Source organism: Chitinophaga silvisoli (assembly GCF_003412465.1).
GTDB classification, from domain to species: domain Bacteria; phylum Bacteroidota; class Bacteroidia; order Chitinophagales; family Chitinophagaceae; genus Chitinophaga; species Chitinophaga silvisoli.
This window is the reverse complement of sequence record NZ_QTJV01000007.1, coordinates 198658-223263: the sequence shown is the minus strand read 5'-3', so window position 1 is coordinate 223263 and position 24606 is coordinate 198658. Positions and strand designations below refer to the sequence as shown.

Sequence of the window (24606 nt, the reverse complement as noted above, 5' to 3'; positions counted from 1 at the left end):
TTTTAAACAGCAGGCTTCCAAAAACCTTAGTCATATTTTTCCATCTTGTCATCGATGTATACATCCGCATCTTTTTTAATCTGCATTTTGATGTAGCACAGGAGCTGCGACGCACCGGCTTTAAAGCATACTTCCTGGGCCTGTCGTACCACTGCCATGACTTCATCATACTTCCCTTCTATCACAGTTTCAAAAGGACATACCCGGTATTTGAGGCCTGAGTTGTGAATGACAGCTATGGCCTCATCTACTGTTGCATACACCTTTTCAGGCGCTACTGTCGGCAAAATCTGTAAAGCTACGTTAATCGTGTGTTCCATTATTTTTTCCATTTTACTTCGTAAAGGTCTTTTCGTATATCCTTTTTTGTTTGTACGCTACCGAATGCATGTAGTTCCTTTAACAATACCAGGTCTACATCTGCAATCACTACCATTTCTGTATTGGTAGTCGCATCAGCTTTTACCCCTGTAACGGGGAATGCAAAATCAGATGGTGTTAATACAGCACTTTGTGCATACTGCAGGTCCATATTATTTACCTTCGGCAGGTTGCCTACACAACCCGCTATGGCTACATAACATTCGTTTTCGATGGCACGTGCCTGTGCACAGAAACGAACCCTGTTGAATGCGTGCTGTGTATCAGTGAGGAAAGGTACAAACAGGATCTGCATGCCTTCTTCCGCCAGTATACGCGATGGCTCCGGGAATTCCACATCGTAGCAGATCTGTATACCGATTTTGCCACAATCTGTATCAAAAGTCTTCAGTTCATTCCCGCCTTTTATTCCCCATGCATACACTTCGCTCGGGGTAGGATGAATCTTGATATAATGATCAAAGGTACCATCCCTGCGGCAGAGATAAGAAATATTATACAGTGCATCTTCTATAAGTACGGGCATACTTCCCGTTATGATGTTTACATTGTAGGCTACTGCCTTGCCGATGAACCAATCCCTGATCTGCTCTGTATATTTCGCTACGCCCCTGATAGCCTGTGCAGAATCCATCTGGTTGAATTCTGCCATCAATGGCGCATTGAACAGTTCCGGGAAAACTACGAAATCAGATCCGTAATCGCTGACAGCATCAATGTAATATTCTACCTGCTGCAGGAAACCATCCAGGCTGCCGTAGTCTCTCATCTGCCATTGCACCAGGCCAATGCGCACTGTCGACTTGTTGTAACGTACCGTATCTGCATCTTTTTCATAGTAGATATTATACCATTGGAGCAGTGTCGCAAATCCCTTGCTGGCCTCATCATTCGGCAGGTAGTTTTTGAGGATCTTTTTAACCAGGAAATCGTTGGAGAACTGGAATGTCAGTGTCGGATCATAGATCTCTTTATCCTTAACTTTCTCAATATATTCGCGGGGAGTGAGCTGATCTGCGTACTTTTCATAATTAGGAATACGGCCGCCGGCTACTATACCGCGCAGATTGAGGCGCTCGCAAAGGTTCTTACGGGCATCGTACAATCGTCTTGCCAGTCGTTTGCCCCTGAAATCGGGATGTACAAACACCTCAATACCGTACAGGATATCCCCTTTGGGATTATGCGTATTAAAAGTATAATAACCGGTGATCTGCTCGTAGGTATGTTCATCTCCGAATTTGCCATAATCCACGATGATAGATAATGCACAGCCCACTACCTTTTCATTTACAGTAATAGCGATCTGCCCTTCGGGAAACACCTCTATAAGTCGGCGCAGGGTAGGTTCCCGCCAGTAACTGCCAGCCATATCCGGGTAAGCCCTCAACATGGATTCTTTTAAATCTATGTAATCTTCTGCGGTCAATTGCCTGATTTCTACTGTTTCTGACATGGTTTCTCAATTTACAGGCAATTTAAGTAAAAAGGGCGTATCATGATGATACACCCTTTCTGCTGATTTTTCGCATATTCCCCCGCTTCGTCGCGAGGTTTTCCTTTAGTATGAGAGGGAAACTATTGATTCAGGAGATCCTGAATATAGATGACCTTATTATTTTGTGTCTGTAAAAAAGCTTTATTCGCCCTGCCGATATGCAGGAATGCTTTGACTTGCCTGATGAAAAATACGGGCAGGTAAAATAGCGCGCCCACGGTTTTCCTGTCTGTGCTCATCACCGCTACGATGATGAAGAATGACAATGGGAATAATAACATCGCTGCTATCCAGCCCAGCATCCACACCGGCGAGATCCAGTAATTCACAAAGGCAAAGAACGCTGCGGCGACTACCTGCAGGAACAATGGCGGACGCAGTAAATTGAACCCGAAAAATACGAGGTTAAAACTACCACGGCGCAGTCCTGTCAGGAACACATCCCAACCGTATTTAAAATATTTAAAGTAGGCATTGATCCACCTGGTGCGTTGTGTTTCCAGGGCATCGCCGCTATCTATCTTTTCATCGTATACTTTTGCATCTTCAGCATAAGCCAGCTGTGGAATGAGTTTCACAATATCTGCCTGGATCTTCTTATCAAATCCACCCAGGAAGTTGCGATAGATCACCTGCTTGTACAAAGCTGTTTCGATCGCAATACCCAAGCCCCAGATATTGGCCGATAAACCCATTTCCATGCGCATACGCCTGTCAATGAAGTTGCTGAAATAATTACCGGCTGCATCCAGCTGTGCATATACGCTGTCATTGTTCTTAGCCAGCATATTGGTCTGTACCGCGCGGTAACCTTTATTGAAATACCTGTTCAGCACTTCCAGATAATCAGGGTGCAGCAGGTTGTCCGCATCCAGGATAATCATTACATCGTGTGCAGCATCAAAGTGATTGATGGCATAGTCGATGGAACGGATCTTTGCATTAAGAGGTACTTCAGGCAGGAGCACTTTTACCTGTGGATCATCATTGTATCCGATGTTTGCGTGGTCACATCCATCCGCCACCACATATACTTTGAAGTGACGGTAAGTTTGCCTGAGTACTGAATCTACGAGGGGTGGAACCAACTGTAGATTCTTATGCGCTGTAATAATCACAGCAAAGGAATAATTTTTCCCTGGTGCTTCGATATCGGTTTTCTTCTTAGCAAAGAGGAAGCCAAAAAATTTCTTTATGCCATAAATGAGCAAAAGAAAAGTTGGTTGGAGCAGGTATGCTGCCAGTAAAAGCTGTATAGCTGCAAAGCAGCCAAAGAGAATTGACCACATATTAATTTGCTTTTTCCCACACTGAAAAGAACCCTCCTGTAAAGCGGTAAGGCAGTGCATCGGCGATCTTACAGTCTAACCACTGTAATGCACGTACTTTTTTCGCTACAAATGAGAAGGGAAATACATCCTCAATAAAATTTGCCTTGCCAAAACGAACGATGCGAAATTTGTTTTGTGTAGACAAATTTTCCAGGTCCGATTTGTTGAAAAATTGCACATGGTCCAGATTATCCGCTGCAGACTGCACAGTAGTGCCTGTATAGCCCAGTGCTTTCTTGACACTGACCACCATTCTCCATGGCCAGCTGTTTTTTTCACGCATTGCCAATACGGGCCGGGTTACAAACAATTCGCGCGGACCACTTCCATTGGGTACGGTTACAATCAGTACACCATCCTGTTTCAAGGACTGGTACAATACTTTCAATAAGGAGGAAGGATCCTGCAGGTGTTCTAATACTTCGCTACAGATGATGGCATCGAAGCAGTCGCCCTGTGCTACCAGTTTCTCTGCACTGATCACGTCAAACCTTACATTAGGCTGAGTATTCAGGGCGCGTGCACGGGCTATGGTCGCCTCGCTTACATCAATCCCCAATACATTAAAGCCCAGTTTACCCAGGTGACGGCTGATCACACCGTTGCCACAGCCTACATCCAGTACCCTGGCAGCTGGCTGGGCCTTGCGCTGCAGTGCATTACTGATAAAGTCAAGCCGCTTTCTGTCAGCGATTCTATCATATTCGTATGTAATAGTCGTAGTCATGATTCGTATCCGGTTAATTTTTATGATCAAGCACGTTCCTGTACAGGACTTCTACCTGACGGGTCATGCCTTTTGCACAATAGTGCTGATTCACGGTAGCAGCAGCTGCCTGCTGTAAGGATGTGCGCAATGCCACATCCGAATGTAAAGTGCCGATGGCCGTAGCCAAAGCAGCGGGGTCACGGGCAGGTACGACCAGCCCGTTCTGCCTGTCGGCCACAATTTCTTTGCTGCCATCTACTGCTGTCACAATCACGGCCTTTCTCATGGCCATGGCTTCCAGCAACCCGATAGGCAGGCCTTCCCAGAGGGAGGGCAAACAATAAATATCTATCGCCTGTAACAATGCCGGCACGTCGCCGCGGAAGGGCTGAAATACAATCTGGGAGGCAATGCCCTGTGCCATCGCCAGTGAAACCATTTCGTCTTTCATATCCCCTTCTCCTACTACCAGCAAGGTAATGTCGCGATGCTGCTCCAATACCTTTTTAAAGGCGTAAATAAGGGTTAAAGGGTCTTTTTGATGGGTGATGCGGGCTATATATCCCACCACAGTATTTGAGGCTGGAATGCCCAATTCCTGGCGCACATCAGGCAGGCTTGCCCCGGGATTAAATCTGCTTAAATCAATTCCGTTATTGATCACTGTAGACCTGAATCCTGAAAAGTGTTTTACGCCGGTATCCCTGTTGGATGCAGAGACGGAGATGTTTGCTTTGGTGCCGCTGGTCAGCAACCTTTCTGACCACACCCTCACCTGTTTTTGCAGGAAAGGCTGATCATCGTGAAATGACCAGCCATGGATGGTATACAGCAAAGGTCGGCCACTCATGCGGGCGGGAATGAACAGATTGCTGGCAGCACGGGAACCGTGTGCATGAACGATGTCAATCTGTTCGTCCTGAATAAGGGTTTTGACCCGTTTCCAGCAGGAAGGGTCAAATGCTTTCAGGGAAGGAATCACATAATGGCGTATACCCATTTCCTGCAGGCGCGTGATCATAGGGCCGTCTGTAAAAGACAGCACCACCGGCTCAAAGCGCTCTTTGTCCATGGCATCCACCAGGCTGAGTACGTGGGATTCCCCACCGCCTATCAGTCCCTGGCGGATGGCCTGCAATACCTTTATTTTAGGTGTGTTGTTCATTATGCGGGAACACCTTCGGCCTGGGGTTGTTTTCTCTCCCAGCCCTGTGGCAGTTTTTCGTAAATCTCAATGTTTTCGAATTCCTTGCTCTTACGTGCACCTACTTCTTTCGCCCACTCGGCCATGCGTGCAATGCCATCCTGTAAGGATACGCCGCTGCCTTCGCCAAATACGCGGTGCGCCTTGGTGTGGTCAGAGTAAGCGTGCATTACTTCGTTGCGAGCGGCCAGGTATTTAATATCCGGTGTCACACCAAAGCAGGCACCTACTACCTTCGCCAGTTCATTTACTGTATAAGGTTTGTCGGCCCCGATATTGAATACTTCGTTGTATGCTTCCGGAATGTTTACGCTGTTAGCGATTGGAATAGCTACATCATCGATAAAGCTGAAAGCCCTGGTCTGTTCGCCATCGCCAAAAATGGTCAGTGGTAAACCCTGCATGATCTGGTTCATGAAGATGCCGATCACGTTGCGGTATTTATCCCCGATGTTCTGGTTCTCGCCATATACGTTGTGCGGGCGGAACACGACATAGTTCAGACCAAACATTTCGTGTGCTGCTTTCAGGTCCAGTTCTACAGCGAATTTGGATACGCCATATGGATCTTCCGGCATGGGTACCATTTCTTCACGCATAGGCAGCTGACCTGCACCATATACTGCGATAGAAGAAGTGAATACAAAGCATTTTACTTTATGCTTGATAGACTCATTGATCAGGTTAATGCTGCCAATGAGATTATTGTTATAATTGAAGCGGCGGATGAAGTGGCTCAGGCCTTCAGCTGCATATGCCGCCAGGTGATATACATATTGGAAACGGTATTCCTCGAAAAGGCTGGTCACCAGCTGATCGTCGGATACAGAACCCTGTACGAATATTGCGCCTGCAGGGATATGATCTTCAAATCCTCCGCTGAGGTCATCCAGTACAACTACTTCATGTCCCATTGCCAGGCAATGTTTTACGACATGTGAACCGATAAAGCCGGCACCGCCGGTAACGAGTGATGTTATTTTAGACATAATTGAGTTTTTTTATACAGGTGAATAACTTGATGTAGTGAGGTTCCAGAATGTTCCTTTTACAAAAGATCTTAAATGTTTGAACTGTCCTTTGAGTGTGTAAGTAAGCACCGCTTTGGGGAATGTGAGGAAACCAAAGAAGCAGAGGAACGCGGCCAGCTGCAGTTTGTTGGTATTCCTGCGCATATAGAGAATGCGGTTACGGGTATGGTAGTATGCTTTGATAGCGCTTTCCTTACCCATGGTGATTGACTCTTTGTGGTAAATTAGTCCGTTAGCATTATAATAGATCTTGTAGCCGGCGCGCAGAATTCTGGCAGACCAGTCACTTTCTTCGTAATAGATAAAGAACTTGTCAGCAAACCGGCCTACGTTGTCAATCACTTCACGCTTTACCATCATGGCAGCGCCGTGTGCGCACCAGGTAGGACCTGATACATCGTGCTGACCTTTATCTTCTTCCTTACTGCCTACTGCCCAGGTACGACCTGTGAGCAGGTTCATCTTGTTGAAGCCTGCATACTGAATGACATTGGGGTGTGAGTAAAAGCGAATTTTGGGGCACACCACACCAATTGTTCCGTCTTCATAAAATGGTTGCAGCAGCTGCTCCAGCAGGTCAGGCGTGACTTCGGTATCATTGTTTACAATGAATACAAAATCGCCTTTCGCATGCTCAATACCGAGATTGTTGCCACCGGTGAAACCCAGGTTGACAGGGCTCAGTATGAGACGGAGATTCGGATAGTTGCCTGCTTCAATTTGTGCAGTAGGATCAACGCTGGATCCGTTATCTACGAGGATCGTTTCAAAATTGCGGTAGGTCAGCTTTTTTGTCGATTCCAGGAATTCGCAGGTAACAGTTGTCTGGTTGAAATTAAGGGCAATAATGGACACCAAAGGTGTTTGTTCTTGCAAACTCATAATTGTATTCGGTAGTTATAATAATTTATACATTGTCCTTTTGCCGCAGGGCATTGGGAGTATTAGCCAGGATCCACATATCATATAGTACAGAATGCTTTTCAGCATAACTCTTATCCAGGTTGATTCTTTCACTTACGCTCATATCCTTATTGCCTCTCTTTTTGATCTGCCACAGGCCGGTGATACCTGCAGGTGCCAGGAAGCGGCCTGCATAATCGTCTGTAGTAAGGGTGGCAGCTTCGTACAATGGAAGGGGGCGATTGCCTACGAGGGACATGTGCCCCAGCAGTACATTGAGCAGCTGGGGAAGTTCATCCAGACTGGTGTTGCGCAGGAAGGCACCCAGGGGGGTTACACGAGGGTCATTGCTTACCTTGAAAAACACGGGACCGGTGCCATTCGTATCGTACTGGTTCAGGTGTTTCATCTGGGCTACCTGTTGGTCAGCGTCCGCTACCATAGTGCGGAATTTGTAAAACTTAAAGATCTGGTAGCGCTTGCCGGCGCGGCGGGACACATAGAAAACAGGCCCTTTGGAATCCAGTTTGATCAGAATAGTCAGGACAAGGAAAAGCGGGGATAACAATAAAAGCAGTGTGCCGGCAAATAAAATATCCAGGCCACGCTTGATGGAATAGTTAAGGTAATACCCAGGTTTGATAGATACAGTACTGCCTTCTTTTTCGACAGTCTGTGCCATCTGCCTGATCTGCTGTGCAATGCGCAGCTTTTCTTCAAATATCGCAGGGGTAACGTCGGGGGTGAGGATATCATCGATACCTCCAATGGTGCGGAGCTCCTGTTTCAACTCCGCTGATAATGCTTCAGTATATACGAACACAGGTACTTTCGCAAGTCTGGACTCCGTTCGGATGTAGTCTCTCAACTTACGGAAATTGAATTGGGGATTGTCATGTACATTACATATAATGAATGTAGGTACATTGTTGTACAGCAGCTGCTCCTTCAGTACATTTACTGACAGGGACAACTCTTTGGCGGTAAAAACATACTCTTCCGTTTTGCCAGTCACACCATCGAAGAACTCATCATTACCGATACAAAGCGTATACCTGTTGACGTGGCTCGAGGCCATGGCGACGACTTTGGTGCCGGTTTTTTTCCTGGCATTAGGATAGCTCAATGGTAGATTAGATATCATGTGCGTTCGGTTTACTTAAAAATACTGGTATAACAATGGTGCCGGGGAACAACGAAAAGGATCATCCCGCAATACTCACAGACTGCCTTGTGCTTAACTGGTTATCTACAATCTCGAGCAGTTTAATCGGATCAAAAGGCTTGCTAATCACTTTGGCCACGTTTGGGTACAGGGGTATGTTTTCCTTCAGGTCCATCCCCGTCAGCACGATGACAGGAATATCGCTATACAGTGCATTGCCTGCAAGATTTTTGGCAAGTTGCCATCCATCTATATTAGGCATCTGAACATCAGTGATGATCAGATCAGGAATGTTGCCACCGGATAACCACATAGTAGCAGTCAGCCCATCTGTAGCAGCATATACTTTATACTTGTTGCCTAACATCGCTTCTAACAAAAATCGCATTGGGGCACTATCGTCTACTATTAAAATCTTCTTTTTCATTTTACTCCGGTTTAGAACATAAAAGATTGCTCTGTAAACCAAATGCATACACGCCACAACGTTCATTGTTGCAGAATGGGCAAATGGAATCTCTTTGATCTTCCAGGAGGATAAGGTAGAATTATCACAAAATTTTCACCACTTGCAGGTTAGTACATATGTACAAATAAGTGTACATACGCGCAAAGACTGCGGTGGTAGTTCATTTCAGGACAAATTGGTTAAGTGAATTTCAGAGGAGATGGCTATGGTTACTATTAGCAGATTGCTATATTCAGGGTAAAAATATTTATTATTCCTGAATAGTGCAAATAAAATCTTGAACAATATTTTTTTTGCACTTGAATGTCAACAATCTCTAGGTTTTTATCGAAATATGCTCCAAAAGTATAGTAATAATTATTTTTTAATATTTTGAAATTGGTAAAAGACTAAGAATTCCTCGTGAATGATGCAAAAGTGAAAGTAAACGATACTAAAATTGCGGTTGCTGTATCATTATATTGAGCCACAATAATTTTTCTTCTTTAATTTGGCATCTTATTAAGAAAGCATTACCCCGATAAAGCCAATGTTAACGATGACGATTTTATTCTACACCAGCTTATTCATACTGTTCTATAATTATATCGGGTATGGTTTCCTGGTAGGGATACTGGTGGGCTGTAAGCGCCTGCTGTCAAGGATTCACAAAGAGTCCACTGCATTCGAGCCTGCAGTCACCCTCATCGTTGCAGCCTATAATGAAGCGGCATTTATTCCAGAAAAAATTAAGAATACGCTGGAACTGGATTATCCTGCTGATAAATTAGAGATCATATTTATCACTGACGGTTCGAACGACGGTTCTGAAAAAATAGTGCAGCAGTATTCACGTATCACCAGCATGCATGAAAATGAAAGGAAGGGAAAAACAGCTGCCATCAACCGCGCTATGCAAAGCGTACATACACCGCTTGTGATCTTCTGTGATGCCAATACGCTGCTTAACGCCGCTGCTGTCAAGCATATTGTGCAGCACTACCAGGATCCCCGGACCGGTGGTGTAGCCGGTGAGAAAAAAGTAATGCAGGCCGGCAACAGCGGCGCTGCAGGTACTGAAGGCATCTACTGGAAGTACGAATCTGTATTAAAGCGACTGGATGCTGCGCTGTATACAGTGGTGGGGGCTGCCGGTGAATTGTTCTCTGTAAGAACAGCACTCTTTACCCCGGTAGAACCTGAAGTCATCTTAGACGATTTTATAATTTCATTAAGAGTAAACCAAATGGGCTACAGGATAGCATATGCGCCGGATGCCTTCGCAATGGAAACACCCTCAGCGGGCATTACGGAAGAGCACAAGCGTAAAATCCGCATCAGTGCCGGTGGCTTTCAATCCATCGTTATGCTGCGTGCATTGCTCAATGTGTTCCGCTATCCCCTCCTCTCCTTCCAGTACATTTCGCACCGGGTACTGCGTTGGACACTGAGCCCGCTTAGTCTGCCCATCCTGTTCATCAGCGCAGCTGTATTGACATTCCAGGGTGCGGGCAGCTGGTATCAGTTCATCTTCGCAGCACAGGTAATATTTTATATACTGGCAGTCACCGGATTTTTTCTTGCTAAGCGGGATATTAAATTCAAGCCCTGCTATATACCATTCTATTTTCTCTTTATGAATGTGGCGATCTACGAAGGTTTCTTCAGGTATATCAGGAAGCAGCAATCTGCCGTGTGGGAAAAGGCCAGGAGAGAAACAGCCGTTATGAATGCTTAAAAACAACAACCAAAAGATGTCGACAGGTTCCAATACACAGCGTATTAACAGTATGGATGCACTCCGGGCACTCGCCATGTTCCTGGGTGTGGTGCTGCATGCAGTGATGGCGTATACAATGACCCCATTCGAGAATTTCTACCACGACCCTCATTACAGTAGCAATATTTATGATGTAATCTTTTTTGTCATACATACTTTCCGGATGCAGTTGTTTTACCTGATAGCCGGGTTCTTTTTCCGTTTGTTATATTTCAGGATTGGCGAAGCAGCGTTTATCAGGCACCGTACGCAACGTATCCTGATCCCCTTCGTAGTGGGTCTGTTCCTGATCCTTCCCTTTACCAATCTGCCGCTCACAGCGTACACCGTCACCGGTGGGGGCCAGCACCTCACCGGTCCGGACGTTTCCCTGATCCTGCACAATATCATGATCTGGAGAGGCCCGGTACACTTGTGGTTCCTGTATTACCTTACGCTGTTTTACATCATTGGTATCGTGTTACTACGATTGAAATTGCCTAAACTGCCAGTAGCCATTGTGCCTCCACTGCTGCTGGCAGGTTCATTTGTTTCCTTGCTGCTCTTTGATACTTACTATATCAAATACACGCCGGGGCTGGTGCCTAAGCCTAATTACATACTGTACTACGGCATTTTCGTATATGCCGGCTGGGTGCTGCATGCGCACAAAGAAAAATATTTCCCCCTGCTCAAACGCTATGGACTGGCGTTTACGGCAACTGGTCTGGCCGTAGCGCTCCTGATATATTATAATAGTACTGCAGCCGGAATATTATTAAAATCAGGTATGACTATTGCTACCGTATCACTCGTGCTTGGTTTCCTGGGCGTGTTTCTACGCTGGGTCAATGCTGAATCATATACCATGCGTTACTTATCAGATGCCTCCTACTGGGTATACCTGGTGCATGTAGGGCTGGTATATATGATGCAGGCCTGGCTGGGAGATACAAACCTGCCTGGCATCCTCAAACCGGTATTATGCTTTATCGTACCCGTGGCGATTTCACTGCTCAGCTACCAGTGGTTCGTACGGTACACTATTATTGGATTTTATTTACATGGGAAAAGAGAAAAATCGAATACAGAAGAACACAAAAGAGTATACAAAGTATCTACATCCAAATCTTAAAAAACGTTATAATCCTTTGCACATAAGCATTACAGCAGATTTTAAAACGATTTGTTAATGTATTAAAAAAGATTTGCTTCTTTTAAATTTTATACTACCTTAGCAATCGAATTTATCCTTCCAACCAGTCCTCATTTAAAACCTCACGATAATACTTTTAGCCGTTTTCCTATTAAAAGCCGCTCAGCATTGAGTTGGCCGAATACGTTGTTGAGATACATGTGAATAATTAAATCGCAGTGTTGCCAAAACTTGCTGGGTAAGTTAATTAATCGGTTTACAACTGAAACACTTATCCATATGAGGAAATTTTACGCAATCTGTCTGTTTTTTATCATGGGCTTTGGTCACCTGGCCATGGCGCAGATATTTAATTCAGGCGACGCCGTTGTGAATTACGACCCCAATAACCCTCCTACTGCACCTGCGTGGGGTACTATTGGCAAATGGGTCCGAACATTGCGCAGCGATGTCAATTTCACCAACAAAGACTCTTACAAGTGTTACTACCTGAACGGCATGCCGTTTCGCCTGAAGTTCCCCAAAAGCTATCAGCAAGGTGTAGCAGATGGTAAGAAGTACCCCATCTTCATCTTCTTCCACGGCAAAGGAGAAGGCGGAGGCATTTATGACAATGAATATTCCCTGTACCATGGCGGTGGCAAATTCTGTGCTGCTGTCGACAATGGTAACTTCGACGGATTTATTCTTGTTCCCCAAAACACAACCGGCTATTTTGGTGCCGGTCATTTTTCATTCGTAAAACAAATCCTGGATACCCTCATCGCCAGCAATAAGCTCGATGTAAACAGGATCTTCGTTGACGGTCTTTCCGCAGGTGGCTCCGCTACCTGGGAATTTATGTTTGCTTACCCTACGCTGGTAGCTGGTTTCCTCCCTATCAGCGGTTGTTCAGTTGCATACAAAGACCAGGTCAACACATTTAAGTACATTCCTCTTTGGATCTTCCAGGGTGGCCTGGATAACAATCCTCACCCTAACACTACTGCACAGGTTATGACCGCCGATTCTCTCGCTGGCGGCAATTGGAAAGAAACGCTTTACCCTAACGGGGGACATGGTATTTGGGACAACGCATGGAACGAATCTGATTTCTGGCCCTGGATTAACAGGCAGAATAAAACCAACCCCTGGCCAAAAGCCGGGCACAATGAATTTTGCCCTGGTGAAACTGTAAATGTTACATTAGGTTTAACAGCTGGTTTTGATGGCTACGAATGGCGCAAGGATGGTGTAACTATCCCTGGTGCCACTTCAAACGAATTGGTAGTGACCGCTTATGGTACCTACGACGCAAGAATTAAAAGAGGTGATGTATGGTCTGATTACTCCACTACTCCTGTAGTTGTAAAACAAAAATCAGCCACACAAACCCCTCCTATCACTATCTCCGGTCTGATGAGTAAGGTAATCCCTGCTCCGGACGGAAACAATTTTGTCACACTGACACTGCCCAACGGTTATACTTCCTACCGCTGGGCGAAAGCTACGGATACAACTACACTGGCTACTACGCAGACTTACAATGCAAGCACTGCCGGCCAGTACCGTGCCAAGGTAACTGAACTGTATGGCTGCTCCAGCGAATGGTCCGCACCATTCAATGTTGTACCTGCCAACGGTACCAAAGCACCTGCTCCTGCTTCAGGTCTCACGGCTACGGCTATTTCAAAAACAGCCATCACCATCGACTGGACAGACAATCCAAACGCTACTTACAATGAAACCGGTTACGAGGTTTACCGTGCCACTACCTCCGGTGGCCCGTATTCCCTGATCAAACTCACCGCCGCAAATGCTGCTACTTATACTGACAGTCTGCTGAATCCAAACACGAAGTACTATTACATCGTACGCGCTGTAAACGACAGCAGTGCTTCAGCTAACAGTAATGAGGCTGTGACCCAGACACAGGTGGACAACACTCCTCCTACAGCTCCCGGCAATCTCACTGTAACGGGTTCTTCTTCCAGCCAGGCTTCCCTGTCATGGACGATCTCTACCGATGATGTGGGTGTCTACAAATACGACATCTATGTAAATGGCATCAAATCCTACACTGTAGACAACGATGTGAACACCTTCACTGCCTATGGCCTGAAGAGCGATTCTCTGTACAACTTTGTAGTGAAAGCCAGAGACGTAGCAGGCAACTCTTCCGCACGCAGTAACCAGGTAGCTGTTTATGCCGTGGCCAACGGCCTCGCCTGGCGCTATTATACCGGTAACTGGAGTACACTGCCTGACTTTAATACCCTCACTCCTGATGCTACCGGTTACTCCGCTATCCCCGATATCAGCGTAGCTACAGATGCTGATTACTTCGGCTTCGTATGGGAAGGTGAAATCCGTATCCCTGTATCCGGCAACTATACCTTCATCATCAACTCTGATGATGGTAGTAAACTCTGGATCGACAGCAAGTACGATGCTTCCGTAACCCCACTTGTGAACAACGATGGCGCTCACGGTACACAGGATAGAGAAGGTACTATCTATCTCACTGCAGGGATGCACAAGATTGCTGCTGCCTACAATGAAATCGCAGGCGGTCAGGCATTTACCCTGAGCTGGAAAAATACGGCTAATGGTATCACTACCGCTACCCAGATCTCCGCGGACTATTTCAAGAAAACGGTGACCAACGGTGCTGTACCTAAATATCCCGGCAACCTGCTGGCTACTGCTACTGCTTATAACAAGATCAAACTGACATGGGCAGACAGCAGCAGCAATGAATCAGGATTTGAAATCTACCGCGCTACCGCACAGGCAGGTCCATACGCAACCATAGCTACTACAGCTGCGAACGTAACGACCTACACTGACAGCAACCTGGTGGCTTCCACTACTTACTACTACCGCGTCAAAGCGATCAATAAATATGGTGATTCAGGCTTCAACCCTGCTGAAAGCGGCGGCCTGTTCTGGGCTGAATATCCAGGCAGCTTCAGTGCCCTGCCTGCATTCGCATCCCTGACTCCATACATCTCCGGTACTACGAATAATATCAACCTGAATGTAAGAGACCGTGAAGACAATTTCGCACTCAAGTTCGATGGTTATATTAATATCCCGACTACCGGTACTTATACGTTCTATACTGCTTCTGACGATGGCAGTAAATTATATATCGGAGGCTTTAGCGAGAGCAATCTGGTGGTGAACAATAACTACCTGCAGGGTACTACCGAACGTTCCGGTACCAAAACCCTTACTGCTGGCAGATATCCTATCACCGTTACTTATTTTGAGCAAGGTGGTAGCCAGACATTATCTGCCAGCTATGCAGGTCCCGGATTAAGCAAACGCCTCATGCCTGACAGCGCTTTCATTTACAAAAACATGAGAGCCACTACCCTGGCTAAACCGGCACTGCCTGCTGCTCCGACTAACCTGGTATTGACTGCAGTAAGTCCAAACAAGATTCAGTTAAGCTGGAAAGACAATTCCACTACTGAAACCGGTTTTGACATCTACCGCTCAGTGAATGACAGCTCTACTTTCAAACTGTTTACTTCCGTTGCTGCAAACAGCACTGCTACTGCCGTGTACAACGACTCTGCACTGTTTGCAAACGTGAAATACTTCTATAAGGTGCGTGCGAAAAATGAAGGTGGTAACACCATCTTTACGAACAGCGCCGGAATTTACACACTCAACACCCCACCTGTGATCACACAGCTGGTCAACCGATCAGTAAGGTATGGCACTCAGCTCGTGCTGAACATCACCGCTACTGACGCAGATGGCGAGACCCTGACGCTCACGGCAGCGAATGTACCTTCCTTCGGAACTTTTGCTAACACGGGGAATGGTACAGCAACACTGACATTCAATCCTGCCAATTCAGATCAGGGTACCTATGCCAACATTACCGTAACTGCTACTGACCAGCACAGCGGTACTGCAAGCACCTCATTCACCCTGAATGTGAATGATAACTACACCCCGGTCATTGGTACTGTCAGCAATGTATCACTGGCAGAAGCAACTACCTCTTCTATCAGCCTGACTGCAACAGATGGCAACGCAGGAGACTCCATCACCTGGACCACCAGCGGCCTGCCTTCTTTCGCTACCCTGACTAAGAGCGGTAACAATGCCAGCATCAGCCTCGCTCCTACATATGTAGATGCCGGTACTTACAATGTAACTGTAAATGCCAATGACGGTAAAGGCGGTATCGATACCAAAACCTTTGTCATCACTGTGACTGATGTGGACCCAAGCCGTACTATCTATGTGAACTTCTCCGATGGATCTTATGCTCCATCTGCTCCATGGAACAGTACCAACAAGGCACCGGTTCAGAACGACCTGTTCCCGAACCTGAAAGATCAGAACAGTGTAGCTACCACCGTTGGTATCAAAATCGTAAGCAACTGGGGTGCACTGGGTAACGGTTCTAACTACTATGGTACCAATACCGGCAATAACTCCGGTGTGTATCCTGACAATGTAATGAGAACTGCTTACTGGACTAACACCACCAAACAGACCCTGAAACTGTATGGCCTGAGCAGCAGCAGCAAGTATAGCTTCACCTTCTTCGGTGCCCGTGCGGATGTAACAGATAACCGTCTGACCAACTATACCATTGGTACGACTACGGTATCCCTGCAGGCATCATCCAACACGAAGAATACAGTAGCTATCAACAATGTAGCACCAGATGCCAATAACGAAATCAGCATCGACCTGCAGAATGGTACCGGCTCTGTATATGCCTACCTGAATGCAATGGTGGTGAAAGTAGCCTACGATGATGGGAACGCACCTGCGAAACCGACTAACCTGGCCGTAGCCAGCAGTTCTACCGGTGTGAACCTGACCTGGAAAGATGTAGCCTTCAACGAAAGTGCTTATGAAATCTGGCGCGCTGCTACCAGAACAGGTACTTATAGCCTGCTCACACCAACAGCTGCTGCCAATGCCGTAAGTTATACCGATACTTCCGCTAAGGCTAACAATACTTACTTCTATGCAATCAGGGCGATCAACGCAAATGGTAACTCTGCATTCTCCGATACAGTAACGATCACTACCGGCAACAATGCACCTAAACTGGACAGCATCGCCGGTGTGACCATCAAGAACAACGAAACCGCCACTGTAACACTGCGTGCTACCGATGACGCAGGCGATGTGCTGACACTGAAAACCACCAACCTGCCGTCTTTCGCTAAGCTGACTGACAACGGTGACGGTACCGGTAGTATCGCCATCACACCAGCTGCCGGCAATGTTGGCAAATACACTGTGACTGTCACAGCGAATGATAACAACGGTGGTACCACGAGCAGAACTTTCGTGATCTACATCAGGGACAAGAACCTGACATCAGTATACTTCAACTTCAACCAGACCTTGCCTGCTGATGCGCCATGGAACAACTTCAATACTTATCCTTACAATACAGCTGTGATCAACAACGCTGTAGATGAATCAGGTGCTGCTACCAGTATCAAAATCGCCCTGCTGGATGCCTTCTCAGGTACCAATGCAAGCGGTGCTTCTACCGGTAATAACAGCGGGGTATATCCTGACAACGTACTGGCCACCACTTACTACACCAGTGAGTCTACCGCCAGAAGAATCAAGATCTCCGGCCTGTCTTCTACCTACCGCTACAACCTGATCTTCCTGGGCAGCCGTACCGGTAATGATAACAAGAATACGGAGTACACTGTAGGTACCAACACGGTCACCCTGAATGCAGCGAACAACACCAACAATACTGTTCAGATCAATGGTATCTCCGCTGACAGCACCGGTGCTATCCAGTTCACTGTAAAACAGGCTACCGGCGCCACCTACGGTTATATCAACAGCGTAGTACTCCAGTACTACATCGACAACGGTTCGCCGCTGAACCCGACCAACGCTACTGCTACTGCAACTTCCAAGACCAGTATCAATGTGAAATGGCAGGATAACTCAACGAACGAAACCGGCTTCCAGGTATACCGCTCTACTGACAACAGCAACTTCTCATTGCTGACCACCGTAGGAAACAATGTGAATTCTTATGCAGATGCTGGCCTGGCAACAGATACCCGCTACTACTATAAGATCCGCGCCATCAAGGATACCGCGAAGTCCGATTATACCAACGTAGCAAGTGCCTCTACTTTCATCAATGCGGTGTACATCAACTGTAATGTTTACACCCCTGCAGGTGCTCCATGGAACAACACGAACTCAGGCCCGGCCCTGGGATCTACCTTCCCGAACCTGAAAGATGAAAGCGGCAATAACACAGGTCTGACCATGACCATCACCCAGGCCTTCACAGGTGACAACCCTTATGGTATGAATACTGGCAACAACTCAGGCATCTACCCTGACAATGTAATCAGCAGCACCTACTGGGTAGATATCAACGTGAATGGTCAGCTGAAGATCTCCGGTCTGAACCTGGCTAAGCGCTACAACTTTGTATTCTTCGCCAGCCGCGATGGTGATGGTGACAGAACGACCAACTACACCGTTGGTACCACCACTGTATCGCTGAACGCTTCTTACAACACCAGCAATACCGTTCAGATCAACGACATTGTTCCTGATGCAAACGGTGAGGCCTACATCAATGTGAAAGCAGGTGGTAACTCCATCTACGGTTACATCGGTGCCCTGGTGATCCAGCAGTATACGCCGGCCACAAGTGACCTGGATCCGTCCCTGATCATGGCGAAGAAGAGCGACTTCCTGACAGGCCAGTTAACAAATTCAGACGCTGCTAACAAAGTTGCCCTGACAAACGTTTATCCAAATCCGTTCGCATCCAGCGTAACCCTGGATATGACGAATACCGGAAAGACAAGCAGCAATGTGAGCATCGTAGTTTCAGATATTACCGGCAAAATCCTTTACACCAGATCGCTGGGTAAACTGGATGCCGGCAGTCAGCGAATCAATGTTGATCTCAGTACCTCCCAGATTCCAGCTGGTCCATGTATACTGAGAGTGATAGAAGGAGAAAATGTAGTGAAGACTGTTAAGTTGATAAAGAATTGATAAGCACCATTCTTTGATTGATTACTTATTTGTTACCGAAAAAGTCCGGTGTAAACCGGATTTTTTCGGTTCTCTTAGATTAGATTTTTTTACACTTTAAAGAATACGCCGATATGGATTTGATCTATTTATTCAAATCACTACTGAGAAGAAAATGGTTAATCATCATCAGCACCTTTCTGGCTGTGCTGGCGGCTTTTTTGTTAACCCTGAACCAGGAAAAACTATACAAGTCCGTTGCCCAACTCGCTACCGGGTTCACCATGAGTGACCAGGTAAAACTCAAAGATGAAAGTTTCAACGTGTATGAAATTGATGTGAAATTCAACAACGCAGTGGAGGCCATCAAGTCACCCCGCGTGTTAGGGATGACAGGTTACAATCTCATGCTGCATGACCTGGAAAATCCTGACAAACCATACAGGATCCCCAGTGAAGAGGACCGCAAATCTGATATCTACCGCAAACTAAACAGGCAGAAAGCGATCGAGATCCTCACCAAGAAATACAACGAAGAACAATTGCTCAGCTCCTACGATCCTGAAGAAAGGAAAATCCTGGAGCTGCTGAACATATACCGGTATGACCTGGAAACATTGCGCTATGTGCTGTACGTAGGCCGTGTGCAACGCACTGACTTCATCGATATCCAGTACCGCTCTATCAATCCCGAGCTGTCTGCCTATATCGTCAACCAGGTGGTGACTGAATTCCTCCGTAACTATGAATCCAGCCGTAACCAGCAAACCGTTCAGAACATCGAAACGCTGAAGAAACTGGTGGACCAGAAACGCGAGGAACTGGATGCCAAAATTGGCAATATCAAAACCATGGGTACCCTGGACGCTACCGTCGAGAGCTCCAGTACACTGGAACAGATCTCTAACTTCGAGAGCAGGCTGGCTGACGAAAAAGCGATATTGACCAGCGCACAACTGGCCAGCCAGCAAGTGACTCAGCGCCTTTCAGAAATGGAAAGCACCAGTACCCAGAATGCTGCTGCCACTAATAGCTCCAATTCTGAACTGGCTACCCTGCGCGAAAAAATGAATGACGCTTCTGCTGAATACCAGAACAAAGGCGGTAATGATCCTGAACTGTATAATAAATACAAAAAGGCAAGAAATGATTACTCCGCCAAACTGATGGCCATGGCTTCCGCTGCTCCTTCTGCCGCCAATCCCGGTACTACCAAGGCGGACCTTCAGCAGAAGAAGAGTGACCTGGACCTGCAGGTAAGATCTGCGCAACAGAACATCGCCGCCTACGAAGCCAAGATCAGACAACTGAATAGCAGCATGGGCGCTGCAGCTTCAAGAGGTGCCAACAACCTGGCACTGCAAAAGGAAGTAGAACTGGCCCAACAGGAATATGAAAGCATCAAATCACGTTACGATGCTGCGGTGAACAACAAGATCGCCCCGATGGACAACTTCCACCAGATCCTGTATGGCCAGCCTGCGGTAGAACCAGAACCTTCCAAGCGGATCATTATCGTTGCTATGGCAGGTATGGCTGTTGCTGTGTTCTGCTGTATCCTCATCATCTTCCTGGAATACATCGATGTGAGTATCAAAACACCCACACAGTTCCTGAGAGTACTGGAACTGAAACTGCTGGGGGTGGTGAACAGGATCAACCTGAAGAAAACGCCACTGGAAGAAATCTTTACAGATCCAACCCTGAAGCAACATGATACCGCCGCCTTCCGCGAACTCCTGCGTAAGCTGCGTTTTGAAATGGAACATAGTGGCAAAAGGATTTTCCTGCTCACCAGTGCAAAACCCGGTGAAGGTAAATCTACCATCATCAAAGCACTGGCATATAGCCTGAGCCTTAGTCATAAGAAAGTACTGATCATCGATACACAGTTCCCGCACAATAGCCTGACCCAGGAGTATGAGGCAAAACCGGTGCTGGAAAGCTTCAATACATCTGCACAGGATTTCAGAATTTCTGCTGTACAGGACCTCATCTCTCCTACCAGTATGCCCAATGTGTCTATCATTGGTTGTGAAGGCGGCGAGTATACACCGGCCGAAATCCTGAAACCGGGCAACCTGCTGGAATACCTGCGTGCACTCACACATCAATATGATTACATCCTGATGGAAGGTGCTGCACTGAATGACCGTGCTGACAGTAAGGAACTGATGCAGTATGCTGATACCATCATTACAGTTGTATCTGCAAGATCTGGTGTGAACCAGACGGACAGGGAGACTATCTCCTTCCTGCATAGCCTGAACGGTAAGTTCAGCGGTGCCGTGTTAAACTTTGTTGAACCAGAAAATATAGATCTATAATGAGCACAGCGAAACCCGGCAACAGGCTGGCGTGGATAGATTACGCGCGTGGCATTGCCATCATACTGGTACTGTACCGCCACATCTTTGAGGGCATCAGCCGCTCAGGTGTGGAGGCTGCCCAGTTTAGCTGGCTGGAACATGCGAATATCATTTTCTACAGTTTCCGTATGCCCCTGTTCTTCATCCTGTCTGGTGTGTTCATTGCCAGGAGCCTGGCAAAGAGAGGTATGAAGAGTCTGATCATTAATAAATTCAACATCCTGCTGTATCCGTATTTACTGTGGTCTGCCTTGCAGATCACGATCCAGATCTGCCTGAGTGGACTGGTGAATGCGAACAGGGGGATTGCAGACTATGGATATATCTTCCTCTTTCCCCGCCGGATTGACCAGTTCTGGTACCTCTATGCACTGTTCAATGTAACGGTCCTGTATATACTCACTAAGGAAAAACTGCGCCTGAAGATCTGGCAGCAGCTGGCGATTGGGTTTGCAGCTTATATGTACAGCAGTTATTTGTCCGTGCATCATATTGATCTGGGCTTCGTTTACGACATCTGCCACTTCTATATCTTCTTTGCCATCGGGGAGCTGATTGCAGACCAGATTTTAGATAGCAGCAAGTATCCATTGTACAGCAGCTGGAAATTATTCTGGATCCTCCTGCCCTTCTTTGCAGTGGGCCAGTATTATTTCCTGGTCACGAATTTAAACAACCAGTACAACCTGTTTGTGGAAGAACATCAGCCCCTTTTATTTGCGCTGATCGCCCTGGTGGGTTGTGCTTTTATGATCAATATATCATTCCTGTTACAACGCTATGGCAGTGTGAAACTGCTGCGGGTAGCCGGATTCCATTCACTTTATATTTATGTTTCCCATGTGTTGGTTGCATCGGCGGTGCGTATGTGCCTGGTAAAGGTGTTTCACATCACCTACCTGCCAGTGCTGTTAGTGATTTGTTTATGCTTTGCCGTTGTAATACCCATCCTGCTGTACAAGGCAGCTATGCGCGCAGGTGCATGGTGGCTGTATAGTCTGGAAAAGCCCATGGAACTTAAATTAAGTTAAAACAAAAATGAGCGACCCAAAATACACCTACTGGCTGAAATCCGGCATCTACAGCGGATTACAGAAAATTGCTGTACTCCTGTTCGGGATTGGCAGTGTGCTGGTTTTAACCCGCTCACTGACGAAGTCCGACATGGGCGTATGGAACCTCTTTCTCGTATATACCGGTATTATTGAGATTGTAAGACAAAGTCTGATTAAGAACGCCGTGATCAAATACATCAATGGTCATGCTGCTGAAGAACATCCCCACATACAGTCCGCTGCTTTATACCTCAATATTGTAATCACAGGTCTGATCGGGATCCTGATTGCAGCCTTTATCATTCCTGTGAGCAAGGTGCTGCAGGCACCACCACTAGCCATGGTGATGTACCTGTTCCTGCCAGGTTTGGTATTGTTAATTCCCTTCTCACATTTTGAGTGGGTGCAGAATGCCAATGCTGATTTCAGGGGCATTTTCTGGGGCTACCTGAGCCGCCAGGGTACCAGTTTCTTGCTGATTGTAGCCCATTTAGTATTTACCCACGGGATCTCTCTCACTCACCTGATCCTTTATTTCGATGCCGGGCTGGTAGCGGGTACCATCGTATCCGGTTACTTCGCAAGGAGCTTCCTGAGCCGCCAGATTAAATATCACAGGGAGTGGTTTAGCCGCCTGTGGACATTTGGCAGATGGGTGTTTGGAACAAATGTGAGTTCCTCCCTGTTCCGCAATACAGATTCGTTTATTATCTCTTCCTTTTTAGGTACCCCATCTGTGGCATTGTACAATGTATGTCTGCGTATATCCAATCTCGTAGACGTACCCAGCCAGGTCCTGGGAGATATTCTTTTTCCCAAAACAGCGAAGATGATGGAAGACGGTAACCTGGTAATGGTGAAGTACTATTACGAAAGAGCGGTGGGTACGATCCTCGCTATCGCAGTACCAGCCAGTCTTGCCATCGTATTGCTGCCTAAGCTGGTGATTGGTATCATAGCCGGCCAGGGGTATATGGAAGCAGTACCTATATTGCAGGTAACAATATTTTATGGCCTGTTTCTGCCATTCATCAAGCAGTTTGGCACTATTATGGATTCAATAGGCCTGCCCAAATTGAATTTCTATGTAATCACTGTAACGGCTATCTGTAATATCTTCATCTGCATGTTCTATACCCGTCAGATGGGATTGATGGGCGCTGCTTATGGGACGATGACCTCATACGGGATCTGCTTTATTATTACGCAGACCATCCTGCACCGTAAGCTCAAAACCAGCTTGCTCAATGTGGTTAAATATATGCTGCAATTTTACCCGGAAGCTATTTCCGTGGTACAGCAACGTTATTTACTTAAATGGAAAGCCAGATGATCAGGAACAGGGACATCATAATAGTTGGCTTACAGCCCTGGGACATCCGCATTGGGAGTAACTGTAAGAACATGGCGCAGGAGCTGTCGCAATACAACCGGGTACTGTACGTAAACCGGGCGCTGGACAGGATCTCTGCCATCCGCTCTTCCGACGATGAGAAGGTGCTGGCCCGGAAAGCGAGCCTGCGTGGCGATACCAATGATCTGAAACCTGTTTCAGCTTCACTCTGGACACTCGACCCACGCACGGTCCTGGAATCTATCAACTGGATTCCTATGCCGGTACTCTTTGACAGGATCAACCTGGTCAACAATAAAAGACTGGCCCGCGAAATCAACCAGGCTGCAAAGCGCCTGGGATTCAGCAATGTACTCCTGTTCATTGACAATGATTTTTTCCGTGCACAATACCTGCCTGAATTGCTGGAAGGTGTACAGGAGACCATTTATTATATCAGGGATCACCTGACCACTCAGCCTTATTTCAAAAAGCATGGGGTACGGCTGGAACCACAGCTGATGCAGAAAGCAACGATGGTAGCAGCTAATTCAGCTTACCTGGCAGAATATGGTGCAAAGTATAATAAGGCTTCTTTTGACATCGGGCAGGGTTGTGATTTCAGCTGGCTGAAAGCAGAATTGCCGGCAGTACAGCAATTCAAAAGTCCGGTGATCGGCTATGTAGGCGCACTCATTACCTCCCGGCTCGATCTGCCCCTGCTGGAGATGATTGCCACCCAGCGTCCCGACTGGACCCTGGTACTGGTAGGTCCGGAGGATGAAGCCTTTCATGGCAGTGTACTGCATCAGCTCAGGAACGTGCACTTCACAGGTAACCGCCCTGCGGAAGAACTACCTGCCTGGATCAGCAGTTTTGATGTGTGCATCAATCCGCAGGTGTTAAACGGGATGACGATAGGCAACTATCCACGCAAGATAGACGAGTACCTGGCACTGGGGAAACCGGTGGTAGCCACTGATACAGTCGCTATGCGCATGTTTGCGCCGTATGTATATCTCTGCGGCAAACAGGCTGATTACATCACGCAGATCAATACCGCCCTGCAGGAAGGAAATAATACTTACCTGCAGGATGCAAGGAAAGCCTTTGCATTATCACATACCTGGGAACAGTGTATACAGTTAATGGGGGCATATCTGGAACAAACTCAAAACGTAGAGGCATGAAAGATAACAGGTTTTCAGACGATCGCTTATTAGAGATCACCGTAACGATGTTCATTGCCTTCACTTTGATCATCC

Annotated in this window: 16 protein-coding genes; 7 read left to right on the top strand and 9 right to left on the bottom strand. The window is 46.8% G+C overall.

Translation table 11 applies throughout. The features are described 5' to 3' along the window. Positions 1 to 26: 26 nt before the first annotated feature. The 9 genes from DXN04_RS19695 to DXN04_RS19655 all read right to left on the bottom strand — a co-directional run bounded on the left by DXN04_RS19695 (position 27) and on the right by DXN04_RS19655 (position 8649). On the bottom strand, positions 27 to 320 hold the full coding sequence (locus DXN04_RS19695; protein WP_199415088.1) for a thiamine-binding protein: 294 nt from the start codon (positions 318 to 320) through the stop codon (positions 27 to 29). Beyond that, positions 320 to 1837 carry a bifunctional GNAT family N-acetyltransferase/carbon-nitrogen hydrolase family protein gene (locus DXN04_RS19690; RefSeq protein ID WP_116855105.1) on the bottom strand — a complete coding sequence of 506 codons (1518 nt, stop codon included), beginning with the start codon at positions 1835 to 1837 and terminating at the stop codon, positions 320 to 322. Before DXN04_RS19690 ends, DXN04_RS19695 begins: the two co-directional genes overlap by 1 nt. A gap of 122 nt (positions 1838 to 1959) precedes the next feature. Further along, the gene (locus tag DXN04_RS19685; protein ID WP_158569081.1) at positions 1960 to 3168 is read right to left on the bottom strand and encodes a glycosyltransferase; all 1209 of its coding nucleotides are present in this window, start codon (positions 3166 to 3168) and stop codon (positions 1960 to 1962) included. Between the two features lies 1 nt (position 3169). After that, positions 3170 to 3937, bottom strand: coding sequence for a class I SAM-dependent methyltransferase (locus DXN04_RS19680; RefSeq protein ID WP_116855103.1), 768 nt, complete (start codon positions 3935 to 3937; stop codon positions 3170 to 3172). 13 nt (positions 3938 to 3950) lie between these two features. Next, positions 3951 to 5084, bottom strand: a complete 1134-nt coding sequence (locus DXN04_RS19675) for a glycosyltransferase family 4 protein (protein ID WP_116855102.1) — start codon at positions 5082 to 5084, stop codon at positions 3951 to 3953. Beyond that, positions 5084 to 6112, bottom strand: a complete 1029-nt coding sequence (locus tag DXN04_RS19670; protein WP_116855101.1) for an NAD-dependent epimerase/dehydratase family protein — start codon at positions 6110 to 6112, stop codon at positions 5084 to 5086. The genes DXN04_RS19675 and DXN04_RS19670 overlap by 1 nt, the downstream gene beginning before the upstream one ends. Before the next feature lie 12 nt (positions 6113 to 6124). After that, positions 6125 to 7036, bottom strand: coding sequence for a glycosyltransferase family 2 protein (locus tag DXN04_RS19665; RefSeq protein WP_116855100.1), 912 nt, complete (start codon positions 7034 to 7036; stop codon positions 6125 to 6127). A 25-nt stretch (positions 7037 to 7061) separates the two neighbouring features. Beyond that, positions 7062 to 8201, bottom strand: a complete 1140-nt coding sequence (locus DXN04_RS19660; protein ID WP_199415087.1) for a sugar transferase — start codon at positions 8199 to 8201, stop codon at positions 7062 to 7064. Positions 8202 to 8262: 61 nt separating this feature from the next. Further along, the gene (locus DXN04_RS19655) at positions 8263 to 8649 is read right to left on the bottom strand and encodes a response regulator (RefSeq protein WP_158569080.1); all 387 of its coding nucleotides are present in this window, start codon (positions 8647 to 8649) and stop codon (positions 8263 to 8265) included. Positions 8650 to 9229: 580 nt separating this feature from the next. Between DXN04_RS19655 and DXN04_RS19650 the strand changes: the two genes are divergently transcribed. The 7 genes from DXN04_RS19650 to DXN04_RS19620 all read left to right on the top strand — a co-directional run bounded on the left by DXN04_RS19650 (position 9230) and on the right by DXN04_RS19620 (position 24531). Beyond that, on the top strand, positions 9230 to 10408 hold the full coding sequence (locus DXN04_RS19650) for a glycosyltransferase family 2 protein (protein ID WP_116855098.1): 1179 nt from the start codon (positions 9230 to 9232) through the stop codon (positions 10406 to 10408). Beyond that, the gene (locus DXN04_RS19645; protein ID WP_116855097.1) at positions 10401 to 11564 is read left to right on the top strand and encodes an acyltransferase family protein; all 1164 of its coding nucleotides are present in this window, start codon (positions 10401 to 10403) and stop codon (positions 11562 to 11564) included. The genes DXN04_RS19650 and DXN04_RS19645 overlap by 8 nt, the downstream gene beginning before the upstream one ends. Positions 11565 to 11864: 300 nt before the next feature. Continuing rightward, positions 11865 to 18605 carry a fibronectin type III domain-containing protein gene (locus tag DXN04_RS19640; RefSeq protein ID WP_116855096.1) on the top strand — a complete coding sequence of 2247 codons (6741 nt, stop codon included), beginning with the start codon at positions 11865 to 11867 and terminating at the stop codon, positions 18603 to 18605. Between the two features lie 113 nt (positions 18606 to 18718). Beyond that, positions 18719 to 20911, top strand: coding sequence for a GumC family protein (locus DXN04_RS19635; protein WP_116855095.1), 2193 nt, complete (start codon positions 18719 to 18721; stop codon positions 20909 to 20911). Further along, on the top strand, positions 20911 to 21984 hold the full coding sequence (locus DXN04_RS19630; RefSeq protein ID WP_116855094.1) for an acyltransferase family protein: 1074 nt from the start codon (positions 20911 to 20913) through the stop codon (positions 21982 to 21984). Before DXN04_RS19635 ends, DXN04_RS19630 begins: the two co-directional genes overlap by 1 nt. A 7-nt stretch (positions 21985 to 21991) precedes the next feature. Then, positions 21992 to 23341, top strand: coding sequence for a flippase (locus DXN04_RS19625; RefSeq protein WP_116855093.1), 1350 nt, complete (start codon positions 21992 to 21994; stop codon positions 23339 to 23341). Next, positions 23326 to 24531 (top strand): glycosyltransferase, encoded by a 1206-nt coding sequence (locus DXN04_RS19620; RefSeq protein ID WP_233525635.1) that lies wholly within the window; start codon positions 23326 to 23328, stop codon positions 24529 to 24531. Before DXN04_RS19625 ends, DXN04_RS19620 begins: the two co-directional genes overlap by 16 nt. Positions 24532 to 24606 lie beyond the last annotated feature (75 nt).